Raw genomic sequence first — 26,155 nt, 5'->3', positions numbered from 1 at the left:
CCCGCCCACCCGCGCAGGTCCCCTCTCGTGCGGCGACGATCAGGCGGGCTTGCTCGAACTCGGCTTTCCATCGCCTGCGTTCGGCCACGGCCTGAAGTAGGAGGTAGGAGCGTGAGGGCACGCCGGGATCAGTTGGGGAGACAGCCTCCCACACATACCGACCCGAGCGTGATTTCTCGCCGACCGGGAGTCCGGCCGCGGAGAGCATCGCGTGGACGTGATCGCGCCGGTCCTGGGCGTGTTCGGCGCGGGTCTTGCCGGTCCACTTCCGCGATACCAACACCCGCCGCCCCGCTACACCCAATGTCGCCCGCTTATGCGCGTTGCCCTTACACAGCCCTGGATTCATCCGGGAATGCGCGGCCTTGGGTTGGATGCCGTGCAGTAGCCACACCGGGCACCGGGGAGAGCACGGGGTGATGGCCAGTTCCGCTAACAGCCGGTCGGCGTGATCACGGTGTGCTTCGGTGGCATCGGCGTAGGTTTCCCCGATCGCCTTCGTGACGTACTTGGTGAGGTAGTTGACGTGCCGGTGCGCTTCTTCACCGCCGCCGAGGACTCCCCGGATGTCCACCTGGTCGCCGAAGCGGACGACGTGGGCCGGTTCCTCATCTTCGCCCGGTAGCGACTCCTCGAACGTTGGCAGCGGTTCCCGGGTATCCGGGTCGCACCACGCCGAGCGTTCCGGAACCCACACCGGTAACCGGGTGCCGCTGTAGACCGGGCGATCGTGGTGGGGCCACCACACCTGGTGGTACGTCGCGGCGGCCACTTGCTTGATCAGCGCGCGGGGGATGCTGCCCCGGATCGCCGCGTGCAGGTGCGGGGCGAGCCGTCGCTGCGATTCCACCACCGCGAAGTACTGCACGTTCCAGCCCACCGCGCGACGCAGGTTCTGCCAGAACCGGTCGGCCAGCGCAGCGAAATGAATCAAATCGCGCGCTTCGCGCCGGTAGTCATACGAGGCCACGTCCACCGGCGTCCCGAGCACCGGGCTTTCCGGTCGGTGGTTTCTCCCGCACGAGCACCGCCGACCACCACGCGAGACGGCGTGCACCTGCCCGTAGGACGGCAGGGTCAGGGTGGTGAACATCGACGGTCGGTAGCGGCCCGCGAACTCCCGTCCGATCGTGCGTTGCTCCACCGGCTTGCGCGGCAGGTCCGGTGAATCCTGGCGACGCCGTGTCGAGCGCACTTTCCGGGGCTTTGCCGGGGCATCGGGCTCATCCAGCGACGGGAGCTTGCCACGTACTCCGTTGTCCTGGCGTAGTTGCTGATCGACATCGGCCAGTGCTTCCCGCACATCCTCCAGCGCATCGGCGTCACCGCTGCGTTCCGCGTCCCGGCCTTGCTCCATGAGGTCCGCGCGGAACTTCATCAGCCACACCGTGTCCGCATCCGGTTCCGGTTCGGCGGGTTCTTCGGTCAGGTGCCAGCCCTCTCGGCACTGCACCCGCACGATCCGCGCATACCTGCGAGCACACGGAGGGCAGACCGAGGCCAGCTTCCTGCCGCACGCGATCGGCACCACCTCCGAGGCCCCGGTGTCCAGGTTCGTGCGCCGCTTCAGCAGCGGCCGAATGCACACATCCTCAGCCTCAGCCGTGGCCCGCGCGATCTCCCAGCCACGAGGGCCTTTCATCCGTCGCGCCGCAGTTCCCGCGGACACGACTCCGGTCGGCGATTCCAGTTCGTTTGCGATGGTCATGGGCGTACGTACCGTGCAGTGGCGATGTGCCGGAGGCATTCGGCCAGCAACAGCGCCAGGTCATGGACGTAGCTGGTGTTCCCGTGCTGGGCGGACTCGACCACCACCAGGCCGCGCGGGTTGTCGGGGGCACCGGCCACCACGCGCACCGCACCGGTTCCGGCGGTGCTTTCGGTCCGCCAGTAGTTGGGGAATCCGCCGCGCCGCCGCAGCGCAGCCGAAGGCGGAAGGTCGTCCATTTCCCACAGCAGGCCTGCCGTGACCTGCACGTACTCCCCATCGGTGGCCGTCGCCAGCAGCTGGGCGAGCAGCCCGGCCAGGGCGGCGCGGTAGTTCCAGCCCTGGCAGCGGCACGCCACCACCCGCAGCAGTACTTCCGGTTCTTCGGGGAATCCGCCCGTCACGATCGCGTCGCCGTTGTCGGCCGCGTACCCGGCCGCCCATTCCGTCGGCAGCCATTCCAGAACCCGCCAATTCTCCAACACCCGCGCACCTCACCTTTTCCCTGCAAGCACAACAAATCCAGCCACTCCGGAAACAACAAATGTCCAGAGTGGATGGATGATGTGATTAATATCGACCTACCGACACGGTAAACCGGAGTAGATCTGAAAAACGTGGGTTGCGGTCGGGGTTGTGGGCATAAAGGTGGGGAACGTGCGGGCGTCCTGATGAGGTACCAGCTCACGAACACCTGTTGGACAGTTGCCGGACTGCCCGCACGTTCCCCGCTCAGGGGACGAAACCGGTCAGGCCTCGTCGTTCTCCTCATTGACCGGTGCCGCGTACGTACGCGCGACCCTGATGATCTCCGGGTCATCGGTGTACCCGGCCCGCACCCGAAGGGGTTCGAACCCGTCCTCGACCACGTAGGCGGTGCCCGGTGCCGAACGCTTGATCCGGTCGGCCCACGCTCCAGCCTGCCAGGAACCCTCGCCGAGGACCATGTCCGCCTGAGAGGCGGTATCCAGCCGCAGCGCCACCCGGTACGGAAACAGCCCCCGCATCGGCACGACGTCCTTGGTCGGTTCCTGCACGAACGCGTCCACCGCGAACCCCGGAGCGCGGCCCTGCGTCAGCAGCAGCCCGAGCAGCCGCGTTGCTTCCGCTTCTTTCTTCCGGTCACCCAGGTACTTGGTGATGGCGGCCAGTTCGTCGATGATCAGCAGCTCGAACGGCATTTCGGCGGTCGGGGTGAGCTTGCGCGCCACCCCACGTAGATCCCGCTTGCGGATGGTCATGGACTCCACGAGCGAGGTCAGCAGTTCGAGGATGTCGTCCGCGTCGTCGCGTGCGTAGCGGTGATACAGCGGCTTGCCCGGTTCGGCCTCCATCCCGCCTTTCGGATCGATCATCGACAACCGGACCCGCCCCGCCTGGATTGCCGGGGCCACCTGCCGAACGATGCCCCACAACAGCGACCCCTTGCCCGAGCCGGACATCCCCGCCCCCAGCAGGTGCGAGCCCAGCAACGGCACCCGCCACGGTGCGCCGTGTTCGCTTTCCCCGATCGTCACCGCGTCCAAGGGCATGTCGTCACCGTTGAGATCGGTGATCTCCGGCAGCGCTACCGGCTTGGCCAGCGGGTCACGGCGCAGGAACCCGAGGCTGATCACGCCGGGGGAGACCTCCCGCACCGAACAGCGCTCCACCTTCCGCGAGTTCGCGAGGCTTTCGGCCGCCAGGTCGTAGTCCCTCTGGCGCTGCCCCGGCAGCATGCGGACGTGCATCTCATCCCACCAGCGGCCCGAGATCACTTTGCGGATCGGAGGAATCATCGGGTCCGGGAAATCGGAGTCGAACAGCACCAGGTGCGACGCACGAGCCCACCGCGGCCACCGCAGCTCATAGACCCACATCCGCAGCGCCCCGGCCCGGATGTGCCGCCACACCCTGTACTCGAAGCTCGCCCGATGCAGCACCCGCCACACGATCCCACCTGCGAGAACGCAGCCAGCCGTGATCGCCAGCGACACCCAACCCCACGACCACGCCCATACCCCGGCGACCACGCCCACCAGCAGCGTTGCCGGATGCCGCAGCAGCCAGCCCACCGTCCCCAGCGCCATCGTGACGACCGCTTCCACCAGCTCCGCTACTTCGGTCGCCACGTCCAACGGCCGGTGCGCGCCACCACCGGACTCCCACGGAGTCTTTCCCGAACCCCCACCACGTCGTTTCACCATCACCAACCCCCAACAACCCTTGTGAAGAAACGACGCGGCCCCGCACCCGACCGACAACCTGCATCGGGCGAGCCGAGGCCGCGCCACACCAAACCCCCGTCAGCGAGCTACTCCATGGCCTTCCACTCCCGTCCCGTCATCTCCAGCCCGTCACCGAAGTCACGGACCACCGACACCGCCCGGACCATCCGCGCCCCCAGTTCACAGCCGGAGTCGATCAACCCCCGTGCCGCCGCCGCGAGTTCGTCAGCCGCGTTGCCGACCTCCAGCCCGGCCCGCTCGATCTCCTCCGACTCCACCTCAGCCACGCGAACCCCCCGTAATGCCGAGTCGCTGCAGCCGGTCCCGCACCACCGACACATCGCCCTTCACGCCCCACAACGCGTTACGGGCCGCCCGGTAGCTTTCCTCCACCTCACCCGGAAGCGCCTCACCGACCACGTTCCACGCCCGCGAACACGCGTCATCCGCCGCCTCCACGAAGCGCTGAATTCGGCCCGCCTGGACCGAGGCCTCCATCAGCGCGTCCGGGTCCGACACCACCCGCCACGTCTCACCGATCGTTGCCGTCATGAACTCTTCACCCCCGTTTCTGTCTCACCCTCAGCCGCCGTTGTTGTTGGCGCGCATGTAATCCCAGATGAACGACCCTTGCGATTCGTGAGCGGACAACAGCCGGTGTCCGCACCGGATGCACACCACCACGATCAGCTCCGTGTCCGATTCCCATACGACGATGAGCCAGTGCCTTTCGGCACCGCACGAAACCGTCACGCCATCCCAGCGGGGACCACGCCGCGATCCCGGTGCACCCGCGAGAGCACCAGCCGCCGAGCCTGCGCCCACCCCGCACGCCGGGCCAGCCGCACCACCAGCGCCTGACAGCCCTCATCACGGTGCAGCGCCGCCGCGATGTGCTCCACCAGGTCCAAGATCTGCGCATCGTTGTCCGGATCGGCCATCACGCGACCTCCCCGAGAATCGCCCGGCCCTGCTCCCGGCACTGCTGGGAGTACGCGCGCAGCCTCTCCACGAACTCCGCCTCACCGCCCAAGGACGTGGCCGCCTCGACCACCAGGTCCAGCACCTGAGCGAGGTGAAAGAACATCTCGCCCCGCACCATCCGGACCACATCACCACTGCTGGCCAGCAATTCCGACAACGCCGTCGACACGACGTGCACCTCAGCCACCCGAACCCCCTTTCTCCCGATTACTCGACTTCATCGCTGTACCGGCCCCCGGCCCCCGCGCGGTGGAACTCCCGCACGCTCACCACACCCCCGATGACGTGCGATTCCTCCGGCTCCCCGCACACCGTGCACAACCCCAACTTGTCCACGTCCGGGGCAGGCACCAACCCCGGACGCGACCACCCCTGCCCCTCCGGCTCAACCTCCGAACCCCACTCGGTGCCCCACTCACGCACTCCACACCACCCCCTCACATCCACTGTCCGAACAGGACGGAATCTGTGGTTACTGCTGATTCGGCGGCGAACGCGGGGGACGGCCACTCGGCTTGACCTTGAACCGGGCGTACAAGGTTTTGCGTTCCTCGGCGGTCATGCCCCCGGCCACACCCGCGATCGACGCCGAAGGCACCGACCGGGCCGACTCCCAGCCGATGACATCCCGCAAGCACTCCGCCAGCACCGGACAGCCGTTGCAGACCCTGCGCGCGTCCTCAACGTTGTGCGCCCACTTACCGGACTTCGAATAGAACAGCTCCGGCTGATCGGCGCACGCAGCCTCCTCATGCCACTCCGGCCGCGTGCCCGCGCCCCACAACCGTCGAGCGAACAACCGCCACCACAAGGCGCACAGATCATCCTCAGCCATCCGCCCGCCCGGTCCGCATCAACATCCGCAGACGCGACGACAGATCCGAACGTTCGTCCTCGGTCAACTCCGCATCCATCGCCGTGCCGCCCGTGACCGCCGCCAGCAGCTCAGCCACCAACCACGACGCCGGTTCGGTCAGATCACGCCCACCGCCCGTGGCCTGCTCCACCCGGATCAGCACGTCCGGATCACCCGCCAGCGCACCCCCGAGCACAAAGAACGCCCCGTCATCCGAACCCGTCACCAGCCACTCATCCGGCAACGAACCCACCATCGACGGCTCCGGCTGCACCCCGCTCTTCTCCATCCACGCCCGCCGCCGCGTGCGCTTGACCCGCCGCGCCATCACCGGCTCTCCGAACCAGCCGACCCCGCACCCTTCGACGACCGCGACGAACCCGAACTCGGCCCCGAAGCCTTCGACGGCGACTCGATCCCCTCCGCCCGGTAGGTGTAGGTGATGAACCGGAACTGGTCCTGACCGCCGAGCTTCGGTTCCACCGCCATCCCGGTGAACCGGACTTCACGCACCGGCATCGCCATTCCCGCGACCGGCTCCGGTAACTCCGGCTTCTCCGCCGCCAGAATCTCCACTGCTACCGCCGCCTCCGCCGGACGCAACGAAGACGGGTCCGACACCGTCACCTTCCACACCGGCAGCCCCGTCACCAGATCCACGCGCTGACGCGGCGGAACCCCCCGCGAACGATCCTGCGGAGACTGCCGCTCGTTCGCCGCCTCCACCTCACTCAACGCCAACGCGCCCCCCGGAAAAGCATCCTCGAACGCCACCGGGAAACGGAAATTGCGCGCTATCGCCATTCGACAAACCCCCGTCGCGAATTGCCCCGAACAGAATTCCCCCGCGATCCCCCGAATGGGCCAAAGCCCTTGTTGATCTCCCGGGGTTACCTCCAACCTAACGCCGGTTTCCGCCCCCGCAAGCCCACCACCAGCGAACACGTGGTGTGGTATATACCACGTAACGCAACCCGCTGTTTGCGCGAAATTGCGCTTCGATGGGGCCCATCAAGATCAACATTTCGCCGGTCGGCTATCGGCTAAAATCCAACTAAACGTCCACTACATGCAACCGCCAAGAGAGTGAAACATCCACTTGACAAGCAGCGATCTGAGTGTGCTCCCTCGGAGCTCTCATCGCGTGATTCTCAAATACGAGAATTACCGTAACAGCCTCCGGTTCGAACACCGCCTTTAGTTGAGGCGCGCGGCCTCTTCGTACGACACGTCGGTTCGCCCACGTGCTTGAACGCACCCTGCCACGCCCAGCAACCCCGCGAGGGTACGAGGGCGGACGAGTGGAACGTCTGTGCAGTCCACATCGAACCCGGTCCGCATAGAAGAAAGTCTCCCCGTGACCGCACCACAAAGCGGGGTCACGGGGAGACAACGGGTGGTAGGAAGAAGCTGTGCCGCAGCACCCACGATATTGGCCGCGCGTGGCTCAGGTGTGGCCCGGGACGTCAGCGCATCGACATAGCTAGGTTGGGCATCCGGTCGGCTACCGGCCGAGAACCGGCACTAGCTCCTTGAGAAGATACGCCCCGCACCAACGGGATTCGGCGTCAGAATCCAAGAGCGTTTCCTTCGTCAGCGCCTTTGCCAGCTTCCGAGGGTTGGGTGCGGTGGCAGGGGCTTTGGCGACAGCCTTCGAGGTCTCCCAGTCGTGCTGCATGAGCTTGGAGACTTCGGATGCCAAGCTGAGGAAGCGAACTTTCTCGTCTGTCTCCAAGCATTCAATGATCAACGGAATGTCTTCCTTGCGTGCCATCTTCGACAGCACAGCGAGTGCGTTGGCTCGAAGCGTGGAAGTCTTGCCAGTGCGAACCCACTCTCGGAGGTGGCCTGCTCCTTCTGCTCCAACTTTCGAAGCAAGGAAGAAGTCAATAGAGCGGCTTGTTGGGGCGCTCGCAAGTACCCCGGGATCTCCGTTGCCGACTGAACGAGCGAGCTCGGTCAGAGTTGGCCGGTCTGCCTTTAGCGTTCGGGGATGGGTGATGTCCCGACGACGAAGCATGTCGTCTCCAATCGGCCCTAGCTCACGTTCGTACGCGATCACGATATCTACCGTCGCGGGCCTTTTACCAGTCTCAACGAGCCCGAGGTAGGGCTTCGAGTAGCTGATCAGCCGTGACATCTCCCGCAGGCTGATTCCTGCACCGGTTCGAGCTTCCCTGAGCGTCGGCCCGACGTCATCAACTGAAGACACCTGTAGACCCCCAAACGCTTCCAGCCACGGCCCGTGATCGGAAGACTACTCCTGGGCAGGACGCGTTGATCGGTAGTTCCCATCAGATCGCCCGAATCGATCAGCTGGCCGCCCTAGAGAGCCAACGAGGCACCCAAGGAGGCAAGGCGGGCTCGCGCGTGCTTCACCCGCTGCGAAGACCGGCTGTTAACGAGAGCTGCTGAGACCGCCTCCGTCCGACTGTCTCAAGGCCAGTCAGCACACTCAGATCCGAACCTGTGAGGCCGCTATGCCCCGTCGAACTCTGGCCAAAGATTCCTCGGCAACGTGGCGCTGCTCCGCCCCGCGATGCCTCTTCACCAACGATGATCCCGAGGTCGTCGCCCAACACGAGCACGAGGGCCACGGGCCCGCGTGGATGGATGAGGGCAGCATCCCGCACCAGGCTGCGGTCTCTACGCGGAGCGAAGGCGAGTGAGTGCCCCCGAAACTCGCCGGTTGGTCGGTGCGAACAACGTCGAGCACCACATCGTGAGCGGAGCGACTCGGGCTCTCTGCGGGGTCCCCTTGACGAATCTGCACCCGCCGAGTCCTCGGCTAGGCGTGCCAATGCCGTGCACCCGCTGCCCGACTGAACTTTCCCTTTTGCGCGAAGGGATGTCTGCCGAATGAACCGCAGCACAGTCGAAGCAAGCGAACTCCCGAAGCGAGCCGCGGGCACTGCCTTCGCTCTCAAGGTTGGCACGTCCCTGGTCGAATGGTTCGACGCTGGAGACAAGACCGGCGAACACGCCGACGTCTGGGTGGATCACCACCGCGTCGTGCACGAACGTCACCCCGACTTCACCAGCTGGGCCTGGTGCGGCGACCAGATCATCGGAAACGACGCTCCTAGCTACTCCCGAGTTCCCCCAGTGGGCTGTCACCGCTGCATTGCCGCACATGCCCGCTCAACCTAAGCCCCGGTGGCCGCGTCGTGTAGTTGCACCTGCCCCCCGACCGGCGCGGCCACCGGTCCCAAGCTCAGGAGGAAGAACGTGTCCGGCGTAGAAGACATCCAAGCGGGCATCGTTCAGGCCAGCAGCAAGGCGCGCGAAAGCATTGATCAAATTGAGCGGGCGATCTCTGATCTCGAATCTGGACTGAATGCGCTAACCTCCGCCGCTCAAGGAAGTGAGCAGGAAGAGGTCCAGCGGGCTCCGGGGATGATGAACGAAGCAATCCAGGTGATCTCCGACGTCAAGCGGGCTCTGGGCTTCAGCATGGACGCCGTAGAGAATTATGCGAATCGCCTGTAGGGGAACGCATGGGCCTGGGTGAGGTCGAGAGAGATTTAGACCGGGCGACCAAATTTTTATCTACTCAAGCGATCTCAACCGCGTTGGACGCGCTAAAAGAGTCAATCGAAATTCTCCACCCGATCGCCTCAGAGAGCACCAACGGTGAGCTTGCAGAAGCTTTCGAGGTCTGGCGCCAATCGGTTGAGGATCTTGAGCGCATCCAACAAATCTGCATCGAGCTCAAAAAGCTGATTGTGGATTATAAGGCGAAAATCCTCAATAAAGACCGGTCGCCATCGGATGGGTGCGGCATTCAGGATCAGGAACCCCGCGACGTCACACCCAAAAACAAGGCTGTGATCGACCCAAGGAAGTTCAGGTATTTCTTTGGGGAGTCGAATTCAAATAAGCACAACAAAGATCGATCTCAGCAAAACCTGTCCGAACTGAACAGCATTCGTATCTTTAATAACCCTGGCGGGTGCGAAACCCTTGGTCGGCACCTAGAGCAGGTTGTGAGTACCGACAGCAATATCAAAGAGACATTCTCGAACGAGCATGGCGAATTTCAAATCCGTGACTCCCTGCTGGCTGGCCCAGGCGGCTTCCTCCAGCTTGAGACAACTTGGCACGTGACAAGCCAAGGGCTACGATTAACAACGATGATCCCGAAGAGAGGCAAGAAGTGAGCAGCGGCATGATCACTCCCGGTCAGCAGGAATTTGCTGAGCAGTTCGGAGAAGCGCCCGAGATCCTTGATGAACCCTGGATTCAGAGAATTCAGATCGACTCCGATAACGGGACGCTCCAACTGAGCTTCGACGCTGTGCAGAGGTCTGTCGAGTTCCTGTGGAGTCATGGAAGTGAGACCGTTTGGCGCTTCGTTCGCGAGTCCGCTAAATCGCTTTCCATTCGAACCGAGGGTCAGGAAACTCGACTCTTTGTCGAATTCGAGTCGGAGGGGCTCTCCGGACAGCTTGACGTGCGAGTGTTCCCCACGATCTCCATCAGGGATTCGATGCTCTACAGCTAATCCCTGAAGTCTCCTGCTTTTAGGGTTGCTGCCGAATTTTTCTCTACAGGATCAAGGGGCCGCCTCCGGCGGCCCCTGCCGGGGACCCCACGCGGGCTTGCGCCTGCGGCCTGGCGGCCGACCGCGCCCGCGCACCCCGGCAGCCACCTCCGGCAGGCCCGAGGGAAATTCTTCTTTGGGGGGATTTCCCATGACCAGAGTTACCGCGGATCTGCTTGCGCCATGAACGATTCTGAATCGGCCCGCAGCCGGACCGCACGTCGGTAAGCTCAGGCTCCAGCTAGGTCGACACGGAAGGATCCCGGTGAGCGAACTCGTCATCAGCCACGGCCAGGACTCCATACCCGTTGACGGGGCTGCCGAACTCGAACAGCAGCTTGGCTTCATCGCCGACCAGGCCGAAGCCGACGCTACCCCGGTCTACGTCAACATCACCACGGCCGACCAGCGACGAACCCTCACCATCGGCCTTGGAGCCAGCACCTACAGCGCCCTGATCTGGTACGACGACGACACTGCCGAACGGCTCACCAGCAAAGGCACCATCCAAGCTCCTGATAACGCCGGGTTCCTCTGCCCCGAGGGCTGGACGCCCATCCACCATGATGCCGCCATTCCCGAAGCCGATGCCCGCCAAGCAGCACGCGAACTCGCCGAGCACGGCCACCGCCCCGCGCTGGCATGGAAACGACCGGAGTACGGGCACCCACAGCGGCTCGATCCCGCAGATCCACGCTTCATCTGAGCCCACTGGGGATCCGAAGCATGTGCGATGCGACCCGGCAGGCCACTCCCTGGCGGTCGCAGCCGGCCTAGCAAGTGCAAAATAGTCTCGCGGCACAGCACATTTCAGCTCTACCCTGACTCTGCAGGGCTCCTATCCAGTTCTGGGTGCTCTAGCTGAGCAGTCTTGAACGAACGCACATTCTCAAACATCTCCCGTGCGTCCAGGGTGTCGGGGTGTTCCTCACCAAGAACCCGCTGCCGGGCCTTTAACACCGCCCGGTACGTGGTCTCGGCTTCTTCCAACTCCCCGCGATCCCTCAACGCCGAAGCAAGGTTGTATCGCGTAGTCAGGGTGTTGGGGTGTTCCTCACCGAGAACCCGTTGGCAGATTTTCAGCCCCGCGCGAAGGTGGGCCTCGGCCTCCTCCAACTCCCCACGATCCTGCAACACCGCTGCGAGGTTGTTTCGTGCGGCCAGGGTGTCCGGATGTTCCTCACCGGAGACCCGTTGCCGGATTTTCAGCACCGCCCGGAGGTGGCCTTCGGCCTCCTCCAACTCCCCACGTTCCTTCAACGCCGTTGCGAGGTTGCTTCGTGTAGTCAGGGTGTTGGGGTGTTCCTCACCGAGAGCCCGTTGCCGGGCCTTTAACACCGCCCGGTACATGGTCTCGGCTTCCTCCCATTCCCCGTTACCCTTCAACACTGCTGCGAGGTTGTGTCGTGTAGTCAGGGTGTCGGGGTGTTCCTCGCCAAGAACCCGCTGCCGGATTTTCAGCACCACCCGGAGGTGGCCTTCGGCTTCCTCGGACTCCCCACGTGCCTTCAACACGGACGCGAGGTTGTTTCGTACGGCCAGGGTGTCGGGGTGTTCCTCGCTGAGAACCCGCTGCCAGATCTTCAGCACCGCCCGGTACGTGGTCTCGGCTTCTTCCAACTCCCCGCGATCCTGCAACACCGACGCGAGGTTGCTTCGTACGGCCAGGGTCTCAGGATCTTCCTCACCGAAAAGCCGTTGCGCGACTTTCAGCACCGCCCGGTACGTGGTCTCGGCTTCTTCCAACTCCCCGCGATCCTGCAACACCGACGCGAGGTTGCTTCGTACGGCCAGGGTCATAGGATCTTCCTCACCGAAAAGCCGTTGCGCGACTTTCAGCACCGCCCGGTACGTGGTCTCGGCTTCTTCCAACTCCCCGCGATCCTGCAACACCGACGCGAGGTTGCTTCGTACGATCAGGGTCTCAAGATCTTCCTCGCCAGCTGCCGCACGGGCTTGACCTAGAGCTGCGCGAAGTGTTGCCTCAGCTTCTGCAAAGTCGCCATCAACCTGAAGTTGCCCAGCCTGCCGAACCTGCTTCAAATACTCCGGTTCCGCAGCGTCCTCGGCAGATCGCTTCGCATGTGCTTCCTGCCGATGCTCGCCCCACCAACTCGCAACCCCTACAAGGGCAGTCAGGAGAACAACGCCGATCCATGGCCACCACATAGCCGGGGCAGAGGTAGCGATATTGATCAACACCGCCACGCCTGACGACAACGCCGCCGCCACCAGCGCACGGCCCAGAGGTCGCACCTTGCGAGTAACACCGGATCGCGCCATTACACTCCCTACATCGGCTGCTACCCACCGTATCCAAAAGGCTCTCCGCACAGGCACTTAACGTCGAATCCGTTGCTTGGCGCCGTGGCTCTCCGAGCATCAGAAGCAAGACGGCGACGTGTCAGGCAGCACAACCGACGGAGGCTCCAAGACGGCTCCGGTCCTAGCAAACGCAAGCGGTCTCGGCAGCGCCGTGGTCCTCTTCAACCCGCTCCGGGTAAATTCCTGTCCTCTGCGGGCGATTCGAGCTGAGCAGGTTCATAGTGCTCCCGGTCCGCCACGTACAGCTCAACCGAGGTCTTCCGGGCCTGGAGCTTGAACTTCACCACCTGCCGACCAGAGGTGGACTTGAAGTGGTTGAGCACCCGGTGCAGGCCCCATAACCCCCCGACGACCAGGAGGGCGAGCGCGAGCACGAACAGAGCCAGCGTGAATCCAACGCTGCTGAACAAGGCACACCTCAACACCGGTAAGCCCAGCCCCGTGAAGCTGAACGATGCTGACGACCTGTTCAGTTGCACCGCGCTTAGACCCTCCACGGCTGTCTCCCAGCACGGCCCTGGTGGTCGAATCACCAGGCAAGGAGGGGCAACCGCCAGCTTCAACGAAGCCACTAACGCAGTGTCACCAAGTGTACTCAGTACGTCGCGCGCGTCTGCCGGACCCTGCTAGTTCTGCTTCAAGATCTCTGGGGTGCTCGCCGCCCCCAGACCCCTGGCAGGTCTCGGGGATGAGGTAAGGCCACAGCGCTGCGGTTCGTTCGGGGGGCGGTGTCCTCTTCCCGTCGACCTCCACGAGGGCTATCAGACCGCGTCAAGGGGGCAGACCCCAGCAACCTCGCGGAGGCCTCGACGGTGCCCCCTTGACACGATCTGATCAGGGCTGCGCCAGGTCGACGGGAAGAGGACACAGCCCCTCCCTTGCAGGTGGAGGCCACCCGCCGAACGAAGTGGGCAGGGCAGACCACGCACGATCCGCCCCGCCCGGTTAGCCAGCTCTAGCCGTCCTTCCCGTCACGCCCCCGTTGCCGAGCAGCCAGAGCCACCGGGCCGATCGTCCGGCGAGCCTCAGTCACAGCGGACTCCAGCAGCTCCAGCGTCAGCTCTACCCGCGCCAGCTCTTCCGCCGGACTGCCGAGCACGTCCCACTGCCCCGTAACCATCCGGAGCAACCAGACCTGCGACACCGCCTCAGCCACGATCGCACCGCCGACAGCGATCACCGCATGATCACCAGGCAGGAAATCACGGTCCTGCAAGGTCGGAACCGGCTCACCGCCAGGCCACGTCAGGCCGTCTCCAGGCCGTCCGAGGGTCGGAAACTGTCCAAACACGTCGGTACTCCTCAGCACTGTTCGTGCTGGTCAGAGCACATTCACGGGCATTCGCCCACGTCCCGCCAGGCCCCCGATATAAAGGGCACCTTTCACCAGCTAACTTGGCGAAAGGTGCCCTTCACCTGGCTCATCGCACTTCGCGTCTCGGCCGTCCAGCGCAAAAGCCCGTGAGCGGTTTGGGGGGCTATGGCACCACAAAGCGCTCACGGACATCTTCAGGCGGGAGTGCCGATACGTCCCGCGGGATTTCCCGCTGGACCGCGACGAGCGCCGTTGCGCGACCGGTCCGCGTGCGAGACTGGGCACTCGCCGCAGCAGTGAGGAGACTCCATGTCATCGGCACCGAGCGGTCCGCACCCGGAGATCCCCGAGAAGCGGGACCACTCGCTGCTGATCACCGAGGCCCAGCAGGCGGAGATGATCGCCGACCTGGTGCGGCTGGAGCACGAGCTCGACCGCGTGCACCGCGAGACCGAGGTCCCGCACGCGCAGTCCCGCGCCCTGCTCGACCAGCTCTCGGCCGAGATGACCGGCCTGTTCGAGGAGATCCGCACCGGCCTGCGCAACGCGGTGACCGTCGAGGAGCGGATCGCCCACCTCGACTTCACCGCCGAACCGCCCCGCTGAGCGGCTCAGCGCAGCGTGATCTGACTGATCTTCCAGGCGTCGCCCTGCTTCTCGGCGCTCACCGAGATCTGCGCCGGACCGGCGTTCTCACCGGGAGCGTTGGCCCGCCGCGCGTGCTGGTCGACGAACAGCAGCAGTTCCGCCCGGTCGCCCTGCAACCGGGTCACCGACCGCTCCTTCACCGTGGTGGTGACGATCAGCTGCTGCTGCGGCGCCTGCTGCTTGACCACCGCGAACAGCTCCTCGTAGCGCTGCACGGCAGCACCCGTCAGCAGCTCCTTCGCCGCGGCCTCGGTCTTGGCGGTGTCGTTGAAGTCGTAGGAGAACAGCTTCTCCACCGCATCGGAGACCTGCCCGCTGACCTCGCTGGTCGCCCCGGCCGAAACCATCGCCTCGTTCGCGGCGGCCCCGGTGTAGCGAGCCGAGTAGGCCTCGAACCCGAACCACCCGGCCAACCCGACGAGCACCGCGGTCGCCACCCACAGCGGCCACTGCGGAGCGCTCTTGCCGCCCGCTTCGCGCAACGCCGCGCCGAAGACGCTCCCCCCGCCCGCAGGCTCCGCCGCCACCGGCTCCGGCTCCGCCGTCGCGGCGGCCCCACGGCTCTCCGCGACGGCTCCGCCGCGCTCCGAGTCCGCCCCAGCGGCTTCGCCCGGCTCCGCCTCGGCTTCGCCTGGCTCCGCCGGAGCTCCGCTGCGCTCCACCAGCTCCGTCACGGCTCCGCCGCGCTCCGCCACAGCTCCGTTGACCCCGGCCCGTTCCGTAACGGCTTCGCCGTCCTCCACGGAGGCCTCCCACTCCGCGGCGGCCTCGCCCCGCTCCGCGGAACGCTCCGCGACAGCTTCGCCCCGCTCCGCAGAACGCTCCGCGACAGCTTCGCCCCGCTCCGCAGAACGCTCCGCGACGGCCTCGCCCCGCTCCGCAGAACGCTCCGCGACGGCCTCGCCCCGCTCCGCAGATCGCTCCGCGACAGCTTCGCCCCGCTCCGCGGAACGCTCCGCGACGGCTTCGCCGCGCTCCGCCGCGGCTTCGCCCGCCGAACCGGCGGATCGGGCCTCGGCGAGCAGCTCTTCGTTGTGGGTCTGGCGCTTGCGCAGGCCCGCGACCTTCGGGCGGCGGACCGGCTGGTTGTTCGGGCGGCGGTTCGTTGGCACTGGGGGCACTCCTCGTGTTGCTTGCGCGGTCCGCCGTCAGCCCACCGGCACGAGGCCGAGCGCGCTGAGCTTCCAGGTGTCGCCTTCGCGGGTGAGCTCCGCCTGGTAGCGGTCCTGCTTGGTGGCCGGTGGCTCCCCCTCCACGGTGACCGTGACCTGCAGGACCGCGATCATCCTCGCCTTGCCCGCGCGGTCGTCGAGCTCCACGATCCCGGAGTCCAGGACGCGGGCCGTGGTGGTGCTGCGCTTCTGCTCGATCTGGGTCGCGTAGTCCTTGCGGCCCTGGCGGATCTCGTCGCGCAGCGGGCCGGTCGAGTTGTCCTCCCAGCGCTGCAGGCCGCTCTCCACGTCCCGGTAGTCCAGGGTGTTGAAGTTGATGATCGCGCTCTGCCCGTCGCGCAGCGCCTCGTCGCGCACCTCGGCGTAGGCGATCGACGAGTCGTTGGCGGCCAGGACCCACGAGGTCCCGGTGACCAGGCAGGCCACCACGCTCACCGCGAGCAGCACCAGCGCGACGACCGGGCGCCGTCGGGTTCCAGCGGTCATTCTCGGGCTCCTTCCCTACTGCCCGGGTGCATTCTGCGCGCCGCGCACCGAGGTGTCGCTGCCCGGGGGCTCCAAGCAGCGGGCGTCGGTGTTGACCGGCACCGGGTCCATCTCGATGCCGTTGCGGCGTTCGGTCCCGCCGTAGCCCGCGGTGCAGGGCAGCGGGTCGAAGGCGTTGAGCACCAGGCCGAAGTGCGCGGTGCCGTCGCCGGGCACCACCGTGCGGCTCACCGTGACCGCGGCCGGGTAGACGACGAGGGCGTGCTCGATGCCGTCGACGTGCTTGGCGATCAGCTGCGAGGTGGTGGTCAGGTTCGCCAGCAGCGGGGTGAGCTGCTGGTTCTCGCGGATGAAGCCGCTGATCTGCTGGGCGGCGGGCGGGGCCTTCTCGATCACCGAGCGCAGGTCGCCGTCGGATCGCTCCAGCTGCTCGGAGAGCAGGCGGAGGTCGCGGCCGAAGGACTTGATCGCCGAGCCCTGCTCGTTCTGGGTGGCCAGCACGGTGTTGCCGTCGTCGAGCAGCTGCACGGTCTGCGGCAGGTGCTGCTGGGCCGCGGTGATGAACTCGCGGCTGGTGTCGACGATGGTCTGCAGGTGGCCGCCGTTGTCGCGGAAGGCGGTGCCCAGCTCGCTGACCACGGTGCGCAGCGAGTCCTCCGGCACCGAGTTGGCCAGCCCGTCCAGGTTGGTCATCAGCGTTTCCACCGGCAGCGGGGTGGTCGCCGACTCCTGGGTGATCACCGAGCCGTGGTCCAGGAACGGCCCGTCGTCCCGCTTGGGCTGCAGGTCCACGTACTGCTCGCCGACGGCGGACCGGTTGGTCACCACGGCCGCCACGTCGTCGGGGATCCGCGGGGCGCTGGATTCGATGTCCAGCGGGATGTTCACGCCGGTGCTGGTCAGCTCGATGGTGCCGACCCGGCCGACCGGCACGCCGCGGTAGGTGACCTCGGCGTTCTCGAAAACCCCGCCGGTGTCGGCGAGCTTGAGCGTGACCACGTAGCCGCGCGGGCCGAACAGGCGGTCCAGCCCGGCGTAGCGGGCGCCGGCGAAGCTGACGCCGACCAGGGCGATCGCGACGAAGGCCACGATCTGCAGGCGAACTCGACGGGTGAGCATCAGCGGCCACCTCCCAGCAGGCCGCCCAGCAGGCCACCGCCGGAGTCCTCCGCCGGTTCGGGCGGTGGCGGTGGTGCGGTGGTCTGGCCCGGGGTCAGGGGCAGCGGCAGGTTCTGCACCACGTCCGGCAGCGGGATCAGCGGTTGCCTGCTGCGGCCCAGGTTGTCCAGCACGGTGCTGAGGTTGAGGTCGGCGTTGACGTAGAGGTTGACGTAGTCGCTGTTCTGGATGCCGTCCACCACGTTGTCCGGGAACGGGAAGGTCAGCAGCACTTCCAGCGACTTCGGCAGGTTGTCGCCCGCCGCGGTCAGCTGCTGGAGCACCGGGGCGAGCTGGTCGAGGTTGTGCACCAGGTCGTCGCCGGAGCGGTTGACCACGTCGGTGGCCACCACGGAGAGCCGGTCGAGCGCCTGCAGCATGCCGACCAGGTCGGTGCGCTGCTCGTTGAGCACCCGCAGGCCGGGTTCCAGGTCGCGCAGCGCGGTGTCGATGCTGCCGCGCTGCTCGTTGAGGCGGGCGCTGAGCCGGTCGACGCTGTCCAGCGCGCGGACGATGTCGTCGCGCTGGGCGTCCAGCCCGGAGACCAGTTCGTCCAAGTTGGACAGCAGGCTGCGCACGTCGGACTCGCGGCCCTCCAGCGCGGCGTTGAGCTCCTTGGTGATGTTCTGCAGCTGGGCGACGCCACCGCCGTTGAGCAGCATGGACAGCGCGCCCAGCACCTCTTCGACCTCGGGGTTGCGGCCGGTGTTCGCCCGGTTGATCCGGTCGCCGTCGGACAGCTTGCCGACCGGCTCCTGCGATTCGGGCGGCCCGGCGAGCTCGACGTACTTCTCGCCGAGGAGGCTGGACTGCCGCAGCCGCGCGGTGGCGTTGACCGGCAGGTCCACGTCGCCGTTGACCAGCACGGTCACCTCGGCGTCCCAGGAGTCCGGCGCGAGACCGATGGTGCTGACCCGGCCCACCGGCACGTCGTTGACCCGCACGCCGGCGTTGGGCACCAGGTCCAGCACGTCGTCGAAGTGCACCTTCACCTCGTACGGGTGATCACCGACATCGGCCCCACCGGGCAGCGGCATGTCGTAGACCCCGCGGGAACTGCACCCGCCGAGCACGACCAGCGCCAACGCCCCGGCAGCCACCGCGCGCCAATTTCGTACGAAATTGACGTTCACCCGGGTGCTGGTCAATTTCGTACGAAATTGACCGCCAGCTGCCCGGGAAGTGCGCCGTCGCAGGTTCATCGGGTGCCTCCCTGCTGGGTGAGCGGGAGCGGGAGTTCCGGGAGCTTGCCGTTCTGGATGGCGTTGAGCGCCTCCGCCGGGGTCGGCAGCTTCGCCACGCCGTCGAGGACCGGTTGCAGCGACTCGCAGGCGTCGCTGACCTCCTTCGGCACGTCCGCCGGGGTGTGCTGCTCCAGCAGCTTGCAGACCGCCACCGCGGGCGGCTGCGCCAGCTCGTTGATGGTGATCCTGGTGTCCAGGGTGCCCGCAGCGCCGTTGTAGACGTTGGAGAGGTTGGACAGCGCCAGCGGCGTGTTCACCAGCGATTCGCGCAGCGCTTCCTTCTGCTGCACCAGCACCTCGGTCACCCCGTGCAGCTGGTCCACGTTGGACTTGAGCAGTTCGCGGTTGTCCCGCACGAAGGTCTCCACCTTGCCCAGCGCGATCGCGAGCTCGGCCATCGCCGCGCCCATGTTCTCGCGCTCGTCGGCCAGGAACGAGCTGACCTGCTGCATCTGGGTGTTGAAGCGGCGCACCTGGCCATCGTTGGCGGCCAGCATCGAGGTGAACTTCTGCAGGTTGTCGACGGTGGCGAACAGCTGCTCGCTGTTGCCGGACAACGTCGTGCCCGCCTCGCCGAGGTTGCGGATGGTCTCCGACAGCGCCTGCCCGTTGCCCTCCAGGTTGGCCGCGCCGGTGTTGAGCAGGTCGGTCAGCGCGCCGTCGGCGTTGGCTCCGTCCGGGCCGAGCGCGCTGGCCAGGTCGTTGAGGCTGCGGTAGATCGAGTCGAGCTCGACCGGGGTCATGGTGCGCTCCTCCGGGATCACCGCCCCGTCCTCGATCGTCGGCCCGCCCCGGTAGACCGGGGTCAGCTGCACGTACCGGTCGCTGACCACGCTCGGCGCGACGGCGACGGCGCCCGCGTCGGCGGGCACTTCGACGTCGCGGTCGACGCTCATCACGACCCGCACCAGCTGTCCCTGCGGGACGACCTCGTCGACGGTGCCGACCGGGACGCCGAGGATCCGGACGTCACCGCCCGGGTAGATGCCGACGGCGGCGTTGAAGTAGGCGGTGACCTTGCGCTCGGCGGCGCCGAAGAACAGCCACCAGACCGCGACGGTCGCGGCGAGCACGAGCACCACCGCGATCGACAGCGCTCGGGCGAGCGAGGGGCGTGCGCTGGTCATGGCTGGCAGCCCTTCTGGTTGATCGGACCGATGGCGGGCGGCAGCAGCCCGCAGACGTAGCTGTCGAACCACCGGCCGCTGCCCACGACGTTGGAGAACAGCCGGGTGAACGGCGCGAACATCTCCAGGCTCCGGTTCAGGTTGTCCTGGTTGCGCTGCAGCATCTTGGTGACCCGGTCCAGCTGCTGCAGGGCCGGGCCGATCTGCGCGGCGTTGTCGTCGACCAGCCCGCTCAGCTGCTGCGACAGCTGCCGGGTGCCCTCCAGCAGCGCGCTGATCGAGTCCCGCCGCGCCCGGATCTCCTCCAGCAGCAGGTTGCCGTCGGCGAGCAGCCGCTCGAAGTCCTCGTTGCGGTCGGCGATGGCCCTGGACACCTGCGCGGTGTTGTTCAGCAGCTGCTCCAGCTGCTCGTCGCGCGAGGAGATGGTCTGCGAGAGCTGGGAGAGCCCGTCCAGCGCGCCGCCGATCTCGTCCGGGGTGTCGGCGAAGGTGTCGGCCATCGCGCGGAAGCTGTCCGCGAGCTGCCGGGTGTCCACCTTGTCCACAGTGGTCGACAGGTCGCTGAAGGCGTCGATCACGTCGTAGGGCGACATGGTGCGCTGCAGCGGGATCGGCTCGGACGGGTCGAGCTCCTGCCCGCCCTGCGGGTCCAGCGCCAGGTACTTCTGCCCGAGCAGCGTCTTGATCTTGATCGCGGCGGTGGTGTGGTCGCCCAGCCACGCGTCGTTGACCCGGAAGCTGACCAGCACGTGGTCGTCCTCCAGCTCGACGTCGGACACGGTGCCCACCTTCACCCCGGCGATGCGCACCTCGCTGTCGGCCCGCAGCCCGGCCGCCTCGGTGAACTGCGCGGTGTAGGTGGTGCCGCCGACCAGCGGCAGCCGCTCGAAGTTCATCGCGAGCAGGAACATCAGCACCAGCACCAGCAGGCCGCCGATGCCGATCTTGAGCGGGTCGCGCTTGGAGAAGGCTGTCATCGCTGGCACCTCGGCTGGGACACCGGGACCAGCGGTAGCGGCAGGTTCAGCTCACCGATGCCGACGGTCCCGGTCAGCTTGCAGTTGAAGAAGTTGAACCAGGAGCCGTGCGAGGCGGTCCGGGTGAGCATCTCGACCTTGCCCGGCAGGTTCCGCAGCCACTGGTCGACGATCTCCTCGTTGTCGTTGAGGTTCTGCGACAGCGAGCCGAGCCCGGCGATGTCCTGCTGCAGCCCCGGGCGGGCCTCGGTGAGCAGTCCGGCGGTGCTGTTGGTCAGCCCGTCCATCGCGGTCACCGCGTCGCCGATGGCCTCCCGGTCCTCGGACAGCCCCGAGACCACCTGCCGCAGCTGGCCGATCAGCTCGGACAGCTGCTGGTCGCGCGAGTTGACGGTGTCCAGCACGCCGTTGAGGTTGTCGACGACCTGCCCGATCACCTGGTCCCGGGAGGCGATGGTGGAGGTCAGCGACGCGGTGTGGGCCAGCAGGCTCTCCACCGTGCCGCCCTCGCCCTGCAGCACCTGGATGATCTCGAAGGACAGCTTGTTGACGTCCTCCGGCGACAGCGCCTGGAACAGCGGCTTGAAGCCGCCCAGCAGCACCGTGAGGTCCAGCGCCGGCTTGGTGCGCTCCAGCGGGATCGTCGAGCCCTCGCGCAGCACACCGCTCTCGCCCGGCCCCGGCTCCAGCGCGATGTAGCGCTGGCCGACCAGGTTCCGGTACTTGATGGTGGCGGTCACCGTCGCGGGCAGCGGCCGGTCGGCGACGTTGAACTTCACCTCCGCCACCCGCTTGTCGACCAGGTCGATGCTCTCCACCTCGCCGACCTTCACCCCGGAGATGCGCACCTCGTCGCCCTCGTTGAGGCTGGTCACGTCGGTGAACCGCGCGTTGTAGGACTGCGCCGAGCGCAGGTCCTGGTTGGCGATGGTCAGGATCAGCGCTCCGGTGGCCAGCACGGTGACCAGCACGAAGACCAGGAACTTGACCAGCGGTCCGGTGATGCTGCGACCGTTCACCGGTAGCTCACCTCCGCTCCGCGCAGGACCGGGCCGACCAGCAGCGACCCCCAGTCGGGCAGGTCACCGGCGTCGCGGCCGACGGCCGGGGCCAGCAGCACCGACACCATGTCCCGCTCGGCGGGCGAGTTCACCCACTGCGAGGAGGTGCTGGCGGGCAGGAAGCCCTCGCCCATCTGCGGCGGGTTCAGGCCCTTGTCGACCTGGTGCGACGGCGCGGGCGGCACCGAACCGTCCTCGAACGGCCCGTCCGGCGGGTACTCCGGGATCGGGTCGGGCAGCGGGATCAGGTTGTAGCAGCGCGGGCCGCGCTTGTCGGCGAACACCGGCTCGTCCTGGTTCGGGCGGTACTTCCCGCGGTGCGCCACGACCTCCAGCGTGATGTGCAGGCCGGGCTCGTTCGTGCCCTCGCCGAACACCTTCCGGATGCGCGGCACGTACGCGGCCATCTCGTCCAGGAAGCACTTGTACTCCGGCGAGTACTTCGCCAGCACGTCCAGCGTCGGCCGCTGCGCCTCGCCGAGCTGGATGATGTTGTCCCGGTTGGCCTCCAGGAACGTGGTGGCGTCACCGGCGGTGGTGGTCAGCTGGCTGGTGAGGGTCTTCAGGTTCTCCCGCTGCGCCACCAGGGTTCGCGCCGTGGTGCTGAAGTTGTTCAGCGCCTCCAGCACGTCCGGCGCGGCCTGCTCGTAGGTCTCGGCGACGCCGACCAGTTCCTTGAGGTTGCGCTGCAGGTCCGGCACCGACGGGTTGAGCCCGTCGAGGTAGGTGTTGAGCTGCGACAGCGTCTCGCCCAGCTGCTTCCCGCGCCCGGACAGCGCCTGGTCCAGCGCGTTCAGCGTGACCGCGAGGTCGTCGGGGTGCACCGCCTGCAGCACCGGCATGGTGTCGGCCAGCACCTTCTCCAGCTCGATGCCCGCGCTGGTGCGGTCCTGCTCGATGACGTCCCCGGCGGCCAGCGTGGTGGTCGCGGCCTGCTCGGGCAGTTCCAGCGAGACGTAGCGCTCGCCGAACAGCGTCCGCGGCAGCAGCCGCGCCGAGACGTTGGAGGGCAGGTGCTGCACCTTGTCCGGTTCCAGCGCCAGGTGCAGCTCGGCACCGTCCCCTGTGGACTTGACCTCGACCACGCGGCCGACGACCATGCCGCGCACCTTGACGTCCGATTCCGGCAGCAGCTGGTTGCCCGTCGAGGCGGCCTTGAGCACCACGTCCACGCTGGAGGTGAAGGCCTTCTGGTAGGTCGCCACGGTCAGGCTGATGAAAAGCACCATGCACAAAAGGAACGCGAGGCCCAAAGCCCGGCGTCGCAGCGTCGTCAACGCACCCTTGGTACTCATCCGGTGATCCGAACCGTCGTAGTGGTGCCCCAGATCGCGAGGCTGAGGAAGAAGTCCAGCAGCGCGGTGGTCACGATCGCGGTCCGCACCGCACGACCCACCGCCACGCCGACCCCCGCCGGGCCGCCGCTGGCCCGGTAGCCGTAGAAGCAGTGCGTCATGATCACCACGACGCTGAACACCAGCACCTTCCCGAACGACCACAGGACGTCTTCGGGAGGCAGGAACAGGTTGAAGTAGTGGTCGTAGGTGCCCGCGGACTGGCCGTAGACGTAGACCGTGACCGCCCGCGCCGCCACGTAGGAGGTGAGCAGGCCCAGCACGTACAGCGGGATGACCGCGATGAACCCGGCGATCACCCGCGTGGTCACCAGGTACGGCAGGCTCGGCACGCCCATCACCTCGAGCGCGTCGATCTCGTCGGAGATCCGCATCGCGCCCAGCTGCGCGGTGAAACCGGAGCCGACCGTGGCCGACAGCGCCAGACCGGCCACCAGCGGTGCGATCTCGCGGGTGTTGAAGTAGGCCGAGACGAACCCGGCGAACGCCGAGGTGCCCAGCTGGTCCAGCGCGGCGAAGCCCTGCAGGCCCACCACGGTGCCGGTGAACAGGGTCAGCCCGATCATCACGCCGACCGTGCCGCCGATGACCGCGAGCGCCCCGCTGCCGAAGCTCACCTCGGCCAGCAGCCGCAGCGTCTCCTTGGCGTAGCGCGTGATCGCGCGCGGAATCCACACCAGCGACCGCACGTAGAACGACAGCTGGTCGCCCAGCTCGTCCAACAGCTGCAACGGCCGCCGGGCCGCGCGCTTAGCGCGCTGCGAGATCGTCACCATGTCACTTCCCCTGGCGGCCCGGTCACATGCCCTTGGGCGGCACGAGTTGCAAGTACATCGTCGTGAGCACGAAGTTCACCGCGAACAGCAGCAGGAAGGTGATCACCACCGACTGGTTCACCGCGTCCCCGACGCCCTTCGGGCCGGGTGGCGGGTGCAGGCCGCGGTAGGCCGCCACCACGCCTGCCAGGAAGCCGAAGATCAGCGCCTTGATCTCGCCGATCCACAGGTCCGGCAGCTGCGCCAGGGCGTTGAAGCTCGCCATGTAGGCGCCGGGCGTACCGCCCTGCATGATCACGTTGAAGGTGTAGCCGCCGAGCACGCCGACCACGCTGACCATGCCGTTGAGCAGCACGGCCACCAGCATCGCGGCCAGCACCCGCGGCACCACCAGGCGCTGGATCGGCGAGATGCCCAGCACCTCCATCGCGTCGATCTCGTCGCGGATCTTCCGCGAACCCAGGTCCGCGCAGATCGCCGAACCACCGGCACCGGCGATCAGCAGCGCGGTCACGATCGGCGCCGCCTGCTGGATGATGGCCAGCACGCTGGCCGCACCGGTGAACGACTGCGCACCGATCTGCCTGGTCAGCGAGCCCAGCTGGAGCGCGATCACCGCACCGAACGGGATGGACACCAGCGCGGTCGGCAGGATCGTCACGCTGGCGATGAACCAGCACTGCTGGATGAACTCGCGGAGCTGGAACGGGCGCTTCGGCAGCGCCCGCACCACGTCCAGCGCGAGCGCGAACAGGCGTCCGGTCTCCCGCAAGCCGCCCGCACCCGGAAACCGCGCCTGGGACGGCGAACTCACTGCTCACCCCGCTTGCGCCCGAACCACCGGCGGCGCGAGGACTCGACCGGTTCCGGCTCCGCGGACCCGGCCCACGGCGGGGCCTCCGGATCGCGCGGGTGCGGCGACGGGCGGACCTGCTGCGGCACGTCGGCGACCTCGTCCTGCGGCAGCGGCGCGGGAGCGGCCTGCTGCGGCCACGCCGGCGCGGTCGCCGGCTCCGACTGCTGCGGCCACGACCCGGTCGCGGGCGCCGAAATGCCGTAGAGCGCCAGCTCTTCCGGGGTCAACGTCTTCAAGATCTCCTGCTGCGCGGACGGAGCCAACGTGCGCAGCTGCCGCAGCACCCGCTCCTTGCGGCGGCGCACGGCGGTCCGCTCCGGCATGCCGGGGGTGACTTCGAGCTGCGGCATCATCGGCGGCACGGCGACCTCGCTCAACCGCGCCAGCTCACCGGGGCTGGTGTCCTTCTCCTCGCTCATCCCGATCGGCCCGTCCGGGCGACCGTTGAGGAACTGCACCACCGCAGGCTCGGCGGAGGTGAGCAGCACCTCCCGCGGGCCGTACATCACCAGGCTGCGGCGGTAGAGCATGCCGATGTTGTCCGGCACGGTGCGCGCGGTGTTGATGTCGTGGGTGACGATCAGGATCGTCGCGTCGATCTGCGCGTTGAGGTCGACGATCAGCTGGTTCAGCAGCACGGTGCGAACCGGGTCCAGACCGGAGTCCGGCTCGTCGACCAGGATGATCTCCGGGTCCAGCACCAGCGCGCGGGCCAGGCCGGCGCGCTTGCGCATCCCGCCGGAGATCTCGCCGGGCAGCTTGTCCTCGGCGCCGATGAGCCCGACCATCTCCATCTTCTCGAGCACGATCCGGCGGATCTCGGACTCGCCCTTGCGGGTGTGCTCGCGCAGCGGGAAGGCGATGTTGTCGAACAGGTTCATCGACCCGAACAGCGCGCCGTCCTGGAACAGCACGCCGAAGAGCTTGCGCACCTCGTAGAGGTCGCGCTCCGGGCAGGTGCAGATGTCGACGCCGTTGATGACGACCTTGCCCCGCTCCGGCTTGAGCAATCCCACCAGCGACTTCAGGAAGACGGACTTCCCGGTCCCGGAAGGCCCGAGCAGCACGCTGATCTCACCGGGAGGAAGCGTGAGGGAAACATCCCGCCAGATGCTCTGCGCACCGAAGGACTTCGACAGCCCGTCGACAACCACCTCGACGCCCATCCGCACCTCCGCGTCCTCGAATTCGACTCGTCCCGCCGCCCCGGAGAGGCAGCCTGACACATGTGACGCGCACAACGAAGGTCATCAGCGTCACACCTGTGCAACGAGCTCGACGCAACGGAGTTACTCGCCAGTTCACTTGAACTTCTCCACCGCGAACTTTCTTTGCCCGCAGGCGGATCGAACGGTGC

30 protein-coding genes are annotated in these 26,155 nt (G+C 66.9%); 5 read left to right on the top strand and 25 right to left on the bottom strand.

The window, feature by feature from the left end:
- The 11 genes from OU416_RS37665 to OU416_RS37615 all read right to left on the bottom strand — a co-directional run.
- On the bottom strand, nucleotides 1-1,708 hold a 1,708-nt coding region (locus OU416_RS37665; protein ID WP_270931871.1), incomplete at its 3' end, for a replication initiator.
- Nucleotides 1,705-2,193, bottom strand: a complete 489-nt coding sequence (locus OU416_RS37660) for a hypothetical protein (protein ID WP_270931870.1) — start codon at nucleotides 2,191-2,193, stop codon at nucleotides 1,705-1,707. The genes OU416_RS37660 and OU416_RS37665, both read right to left, overlap by 4 nt.
- A 264-nt stretch (nucleotides 2,194-2,457) precedes the next feature.
- Entirely contained in the window at nucleotides 2,458-3,819 is a 1,362-nt protein-coding gene (locus tag OU416_RS37655) for an FtsK/SpoIIIE domain-containing protein (RefSeq protein ID WP_270931874.1), read from the bottom strand.
- Nucleotides 3,820-4,001: 182 nt separating this feature from the next.
- Nucleotides 4,002-4,202: a hypothetical protein gene (locus OU416_RS37650; protein WP_270931869.1), complete on the bottom strand. Its 201-nt coding sequence runs from the start codon at nucleotides 4,200-4,202 to the stop codon at nucleotides 4,002-4,004.
- Nucleotides 4,195-4,467: a hypothetical protein gene (locus OU416_RS37645; RefSeq protein ID WP_270931868.1), complete on the bottom strand. Its 273-nt coding sequence runs from the start codon at nucleotides 4,465-4,467 to the stop codon at nucleotides 4,195-4,197. Before OU416_RS37645 ends, OU416_RS37650 begins: the two co-directional genes overlap by 8 nt.
- Before the next feature lie 197 nt (nucleotides 4,468-4,664).
- The gene (locus tag OU416_RS37640) at nucleotides 4,665-4,856 is read right to left on the bottom strand and encodes a hypothetical protein (RefSeq protein ID WP_270931867.1); all 192 of its coding nucleotides are present in this window, start codon (nucleotides 4,854-4,856) and stop codon (nucleotides 4,665-4,667) included.
- Nucleotides 4,856-5,086 (bottom strand): hypothetical protein, encoded by a 231-nt coding sequence (locus OU416_RS37635; RefSeq protein ID WP_270931866.1) that lies wholly within the window; start codon nucleotides 5,084-5,086, stop codon nucleotides 4,856-4,858. The genes OU416_RS37640 and OU416_RS37635 overlap by 1 nt, the downstream gene beginning before the upstream one ends.
- 285 nt (nucleotides 5,087-5,371) lie before the next feature.
- The gene (locus OU416_RS37630; RefSeq protein ID WP_270931865.1) at nucleotides 5,372-5,734 is read right to left on the bottom strand and encodes a WhiB family transcriptional regulator; all 363 of its coding nucleotides are present in this window, start codon (nucleotides 5,732-5,734) and stop codon (nucleotides 5,372-5,374) included.
- Nucleotides 5,727-6,083: a hypothetical protein gene (locus tag OU416_RS37625; protein WP_270931864.1), complete on the bottom strand. Its 357-nt coding sequence runs from the start codon at nucleotides 6,081-6,083 to the stop codon at nucleotides 5,727-5,729. Before OU416_RS37625 ends, OU416_RS37630 begins: the two co-directional genes overlap by 8 nt.
- Nucleotides 6,083-6,529, bottom strand: a complete 447-nt coding sequence (locus OU416_RS37620; protein WP_270931863.1) for a hypothetical protein — start codon at nucleotides 6,527-6,529, stop codon at nucleotides 6,083-6,085. Before OU416_RS37620 ends, OU416_RS37625 begins: the two co-directional genes overlap by 1 nt.
- Before the next feature lie 730 nt (nucleotides 6,530-7,259).
- Nucleotides 7,260-7,967, bottom strand: a complete 708-nt coding sequence (locus tag OU416_RS37615; RefSeq protein ID WP_270931862.1) for a helix-turn-helix domain-containing protein — start codon at nucleotides 7,965-7,967, stop codon at nucleotides 7,260-7,262.
- 1,016 nt (nucleotides 7,968-8,983) lie between these two features.
- Between OU416_RS37615 and OU416_RS37610 the strand changes: the two genes are divergently transcribed.
- From OU416_RS37610 to OU416_RS37595, 4 genes are all read left to right on the top strand, one after another.
- On the top strand, nucleotides 8,984-9,244 hold the full coding sequence (locus OU416_RS37610; protein ID WP_270931861.1) for a hypothetical protein: 261 nt from the start codon (nucleotides 8,984-8,986) through the stop codon (nucleotides 9,242-9,244).
- Between the two features lie 8 nt (nucleotides 9,245-9,252).
- Nucleotides 9,253-9,915: a hypothetical protein gene (locus OU416_RS37605; RefSeq protein ID WP_270931860.1), complete on the top strand. Its 663-nt coding sequence runs from the start codon at nucleotides 9,253-9,255 to the stop codon at nucleotides 9,913-9,915.
- Complete coding sequence (locus tag OU416_RS37600; RefSeq protein WP_270931859.1) at nucleotides 9,912-10,259, top strand: hypothetical protein; 348 nt, start codon at nucleotides 9,912-9,914, stop codon at nucleotides 10,257-10,259. The genes OU416_RS37605 and OU416_RS37600 overlap by 4 nt, the downstream gene beginning before the upstream one ends.
- 304 nt (nucleotides 10,260-10,563) lie before the next feature.
- Entirely contained in the window at nucleotides 10,564-11,004 is a 441-nt protein-coding gene (locus OU416_RS37595; RefSeq protein ID WP_270931858.1) for an Imm1 family immunity protein, read from the top strand.
- Nucleotides 11,005-11,114: 110 nt separating this feature from the next.
- Here the strand turns inward: OU416_RS37595 and OU416_RS37590 are convergent, their stop codons facing one another.
- From OU416_RS37590 to OU416_RS37580, 3 genes are all read right to left on the bottom strand, one after another.
- On the bottom strand, nucleotides 11,115-12,506 hold the full coding sequence (locus OU416_RS37590; RefSeq protein ID WP_270931857.1) for a tetratricopeptide repeat protein: 1,392 nt from the start codon (nucleotides 12,504-12,506) through the stop codon (nucleotides 11,115-11,117).
- A 278-nt stretch (nucleotides 12,507-12,784) separates the two neighbouring features.
- Complete coding sequence (locus tag OU416_RS37585; RefSeq protein ID WP_270931856.1) at nucleotides 12,785-13,033, bottom strand: hypothetical protein; 249 nt, start codon at nucleotides 13,031-13,033, stop codon at nucleotides 12,785-12,787.
- A gap of 545 nt (nucleotides 13,034-13,578) precedes the next feature.
- Nucleotides 13,579-13,839, bottom strand: a complete 261-nt coding sequence (locus tag OU416_RS37580) for a hypothetical protein (RefSeq protein ID WP_270931855.1) — start codon at nucleotides 13,837-13,839, stop codon at nucleotides 13,579-13,581.
- A 408-nt stretch (nucleotides 13,840-14,247) separates the two neighbouring features.
- Between OU416_RS37580 and OU416_RS37575 the strand changes: the two genes are divergently transcribed.
- Nucleotides 14,248-14,544: a hypothetical protein gene (locus tag OU416_RS37575; RefSeq protein WP_270931854.1), complete on the top strand. Its 297-nt coding sequence runs from the start codon at nucleotides 14,248-14,250 to the stop codon at nucleotides 14,542-14,544.
- A 5-nt stretch (nucleotides 14,545-14,549) separates the two neighbouring features.
- Here OU416_RS37575 and OU416_RS37570 read toward each other — a convergent pair whose 3' ends face one another.
- From OU416_RS37570 to OU416_RS37520, 11 genes are all read right to left on the bottom strand, one after another.
- Nucleotides 14,550-15,698 (bottom strand): hypothetical protein, encoded by a 1,149-nt coding sequence (locus OU416_RS37570; RefSeq protein WP_270931853.1) that lies wholly within the window; start codon nucleotides 15,696-15,698, stop codon nucleotides 14,550-14,552.
- A gap of 36 nt (nucleotides 15,699-15,734) precedes the next feature.
- Complete coding sequence (locus OU416_RS37565) at nucleotides 15,735-16,244, bottom strand: nuclear transport factor 2 family protein (RefSeq protein WP_270931852.1); 510 nt, start codon at nucleotides 16,242-16,244, stop codon at nucleotides 15,735-15,737.
- Between the two features lie 15 nt (nucleotides 16,245-16,259).
- Nucleotides 16,260-17,363, bottom strand: a complete 1,104-nt coding sequence (locus tag OU416_RS37560; RefSeq protein WP_270931851.1) for an MlaD family protein — start codon at nucleotides 17,361-17,363, stop codon at nucleotides 16,260-16,262.
- Nucleotides 17,363-18,502: an MCE family protein gene (locus OU416_RS37555; RefSeq protein ID WP_270931850.1), complete on the bottom strand. Its 1,140-nt coding sequence runs from the start codon at nucleotides 18,500-18,502 to the stop codon at nucleotides 17,363-17,365. Before OU416_RS37555 ends, OU416_RS37560 begins: the two co-directional genes overlap by 1 nt.
- Before the next feature lie 98 nt (nucleotides 18,503-18,600).
- On the bottom strand, nucleotides 18,601-19,773 hold the full coding sequence (locus tag OU416_RS37550) for an MCE family protein (RefSeq protein WP_270931849.1): 1,173 nt from the start codon (nucleotides 19,771-19,773) through the stop codon (nucleotides 18,601-18,603).
- Complete coding sequence (locus tag OU416_RS37545; RefSeq protein WP_270931848.1) at nucleotides 19,770-20,750, bottom strand: MCE family protein; 981 nt, start codon at nucleotides 20,748-20,750, stop codon at nucleotides 19,770-19,772. Before OU416_RS37545 ends, OU416_RS37550 begins: the two co-directional genes overlap by 4 nt.
- Nucleotides 20,747-21,769, bottom strand: coding sequence for an MCE family protein (locus OU416_RS37540; RefSeq protein WP_270931847.1), 1,023 nt, complete (start codon nucleotides 21,767-21,769; stop codon nucleotides 20,747-20,749). The genes OU416_RS37545 and OU416_RS37540 overlap by 4 nt, the downstream gene beginning before the upstream one ends.
- Nucleotides 21,766-23,106 carry an MCE family protein gene (locus OU416_RS37535; RefSeq protein WP_270931846.1) on the bottom strand — a complete coding sequence of 447 codons (1,341 nt, stop codon included), beginning with the start codon at nucleotides 23,104-23,106 and terminating at the stop codon, nucleotides 21,766-21,768. Before OU416_RS37535 ends, OU416_RS37540 begins: the two co-directional genes overlap by 4 nt.
- On the bottom strand, nucleotides 23,103-23,942 hold the full coding sequence (locus OU416_RS37530) for an MlaE family ABC transporter permease (protein WP_093155283.1): 840 nt from the start codon (nucleotides 23,940-23,942) through the stop codon (nucleotides 23,103-23,105). The genes OU416_RS37535 and OU416_RS37530 overlap by 4 nt, the downstream gene beginning before the upstream one ends.
- A 22-nt stretch (nucleotides 23,943-23,964) precedes the next feature.
- Nucleotides 23,965-24,756, bottom strand: a complete 792-nt coding sequence (locus OU416_RS37525; protein ID WP_270931845.1) for an MlaE family ABC transporter permease — start codon at nucleotides 24,754-24,756, stop codon at nucleotides 23,965-23,967.
- The gene (locus tag OU416_RS37520) at nucleotides 24,753-25,964 is read right to left on the bottom strand and encodes an ATP-binding cassette domain-containing protein (RefSeq protein ID WP_270931844.1); all 1,212 of its coding nucleotides are present in this window, start codon (nucleotides 25,962-25,964) and stop codon (nucleotides 24,753-24,755) included. Before OU416_RS37520 ends, OU416_RS37525 begins: the two co-directional genes overlap by 4 nt.
- Between the last annotated feature and the right edge of the window lie 191 nt (nucleotides 25,965-26,155).

This window comes from Saccharopolyspora indica (genome assembly GCF_027853965.1).
Lineage (GTDB): Bacteria > Actinomycetota > Actinomycetes > Mycobacteriales > Pseudonocardiaceae > Saccharopolyspora > Saccharopolyspora indica.
The sequence above is the reverse complement of the archived record's forward strand: the minus strand, read 5'-3'. Positions and strand labels throughout refer to the sequence as shown.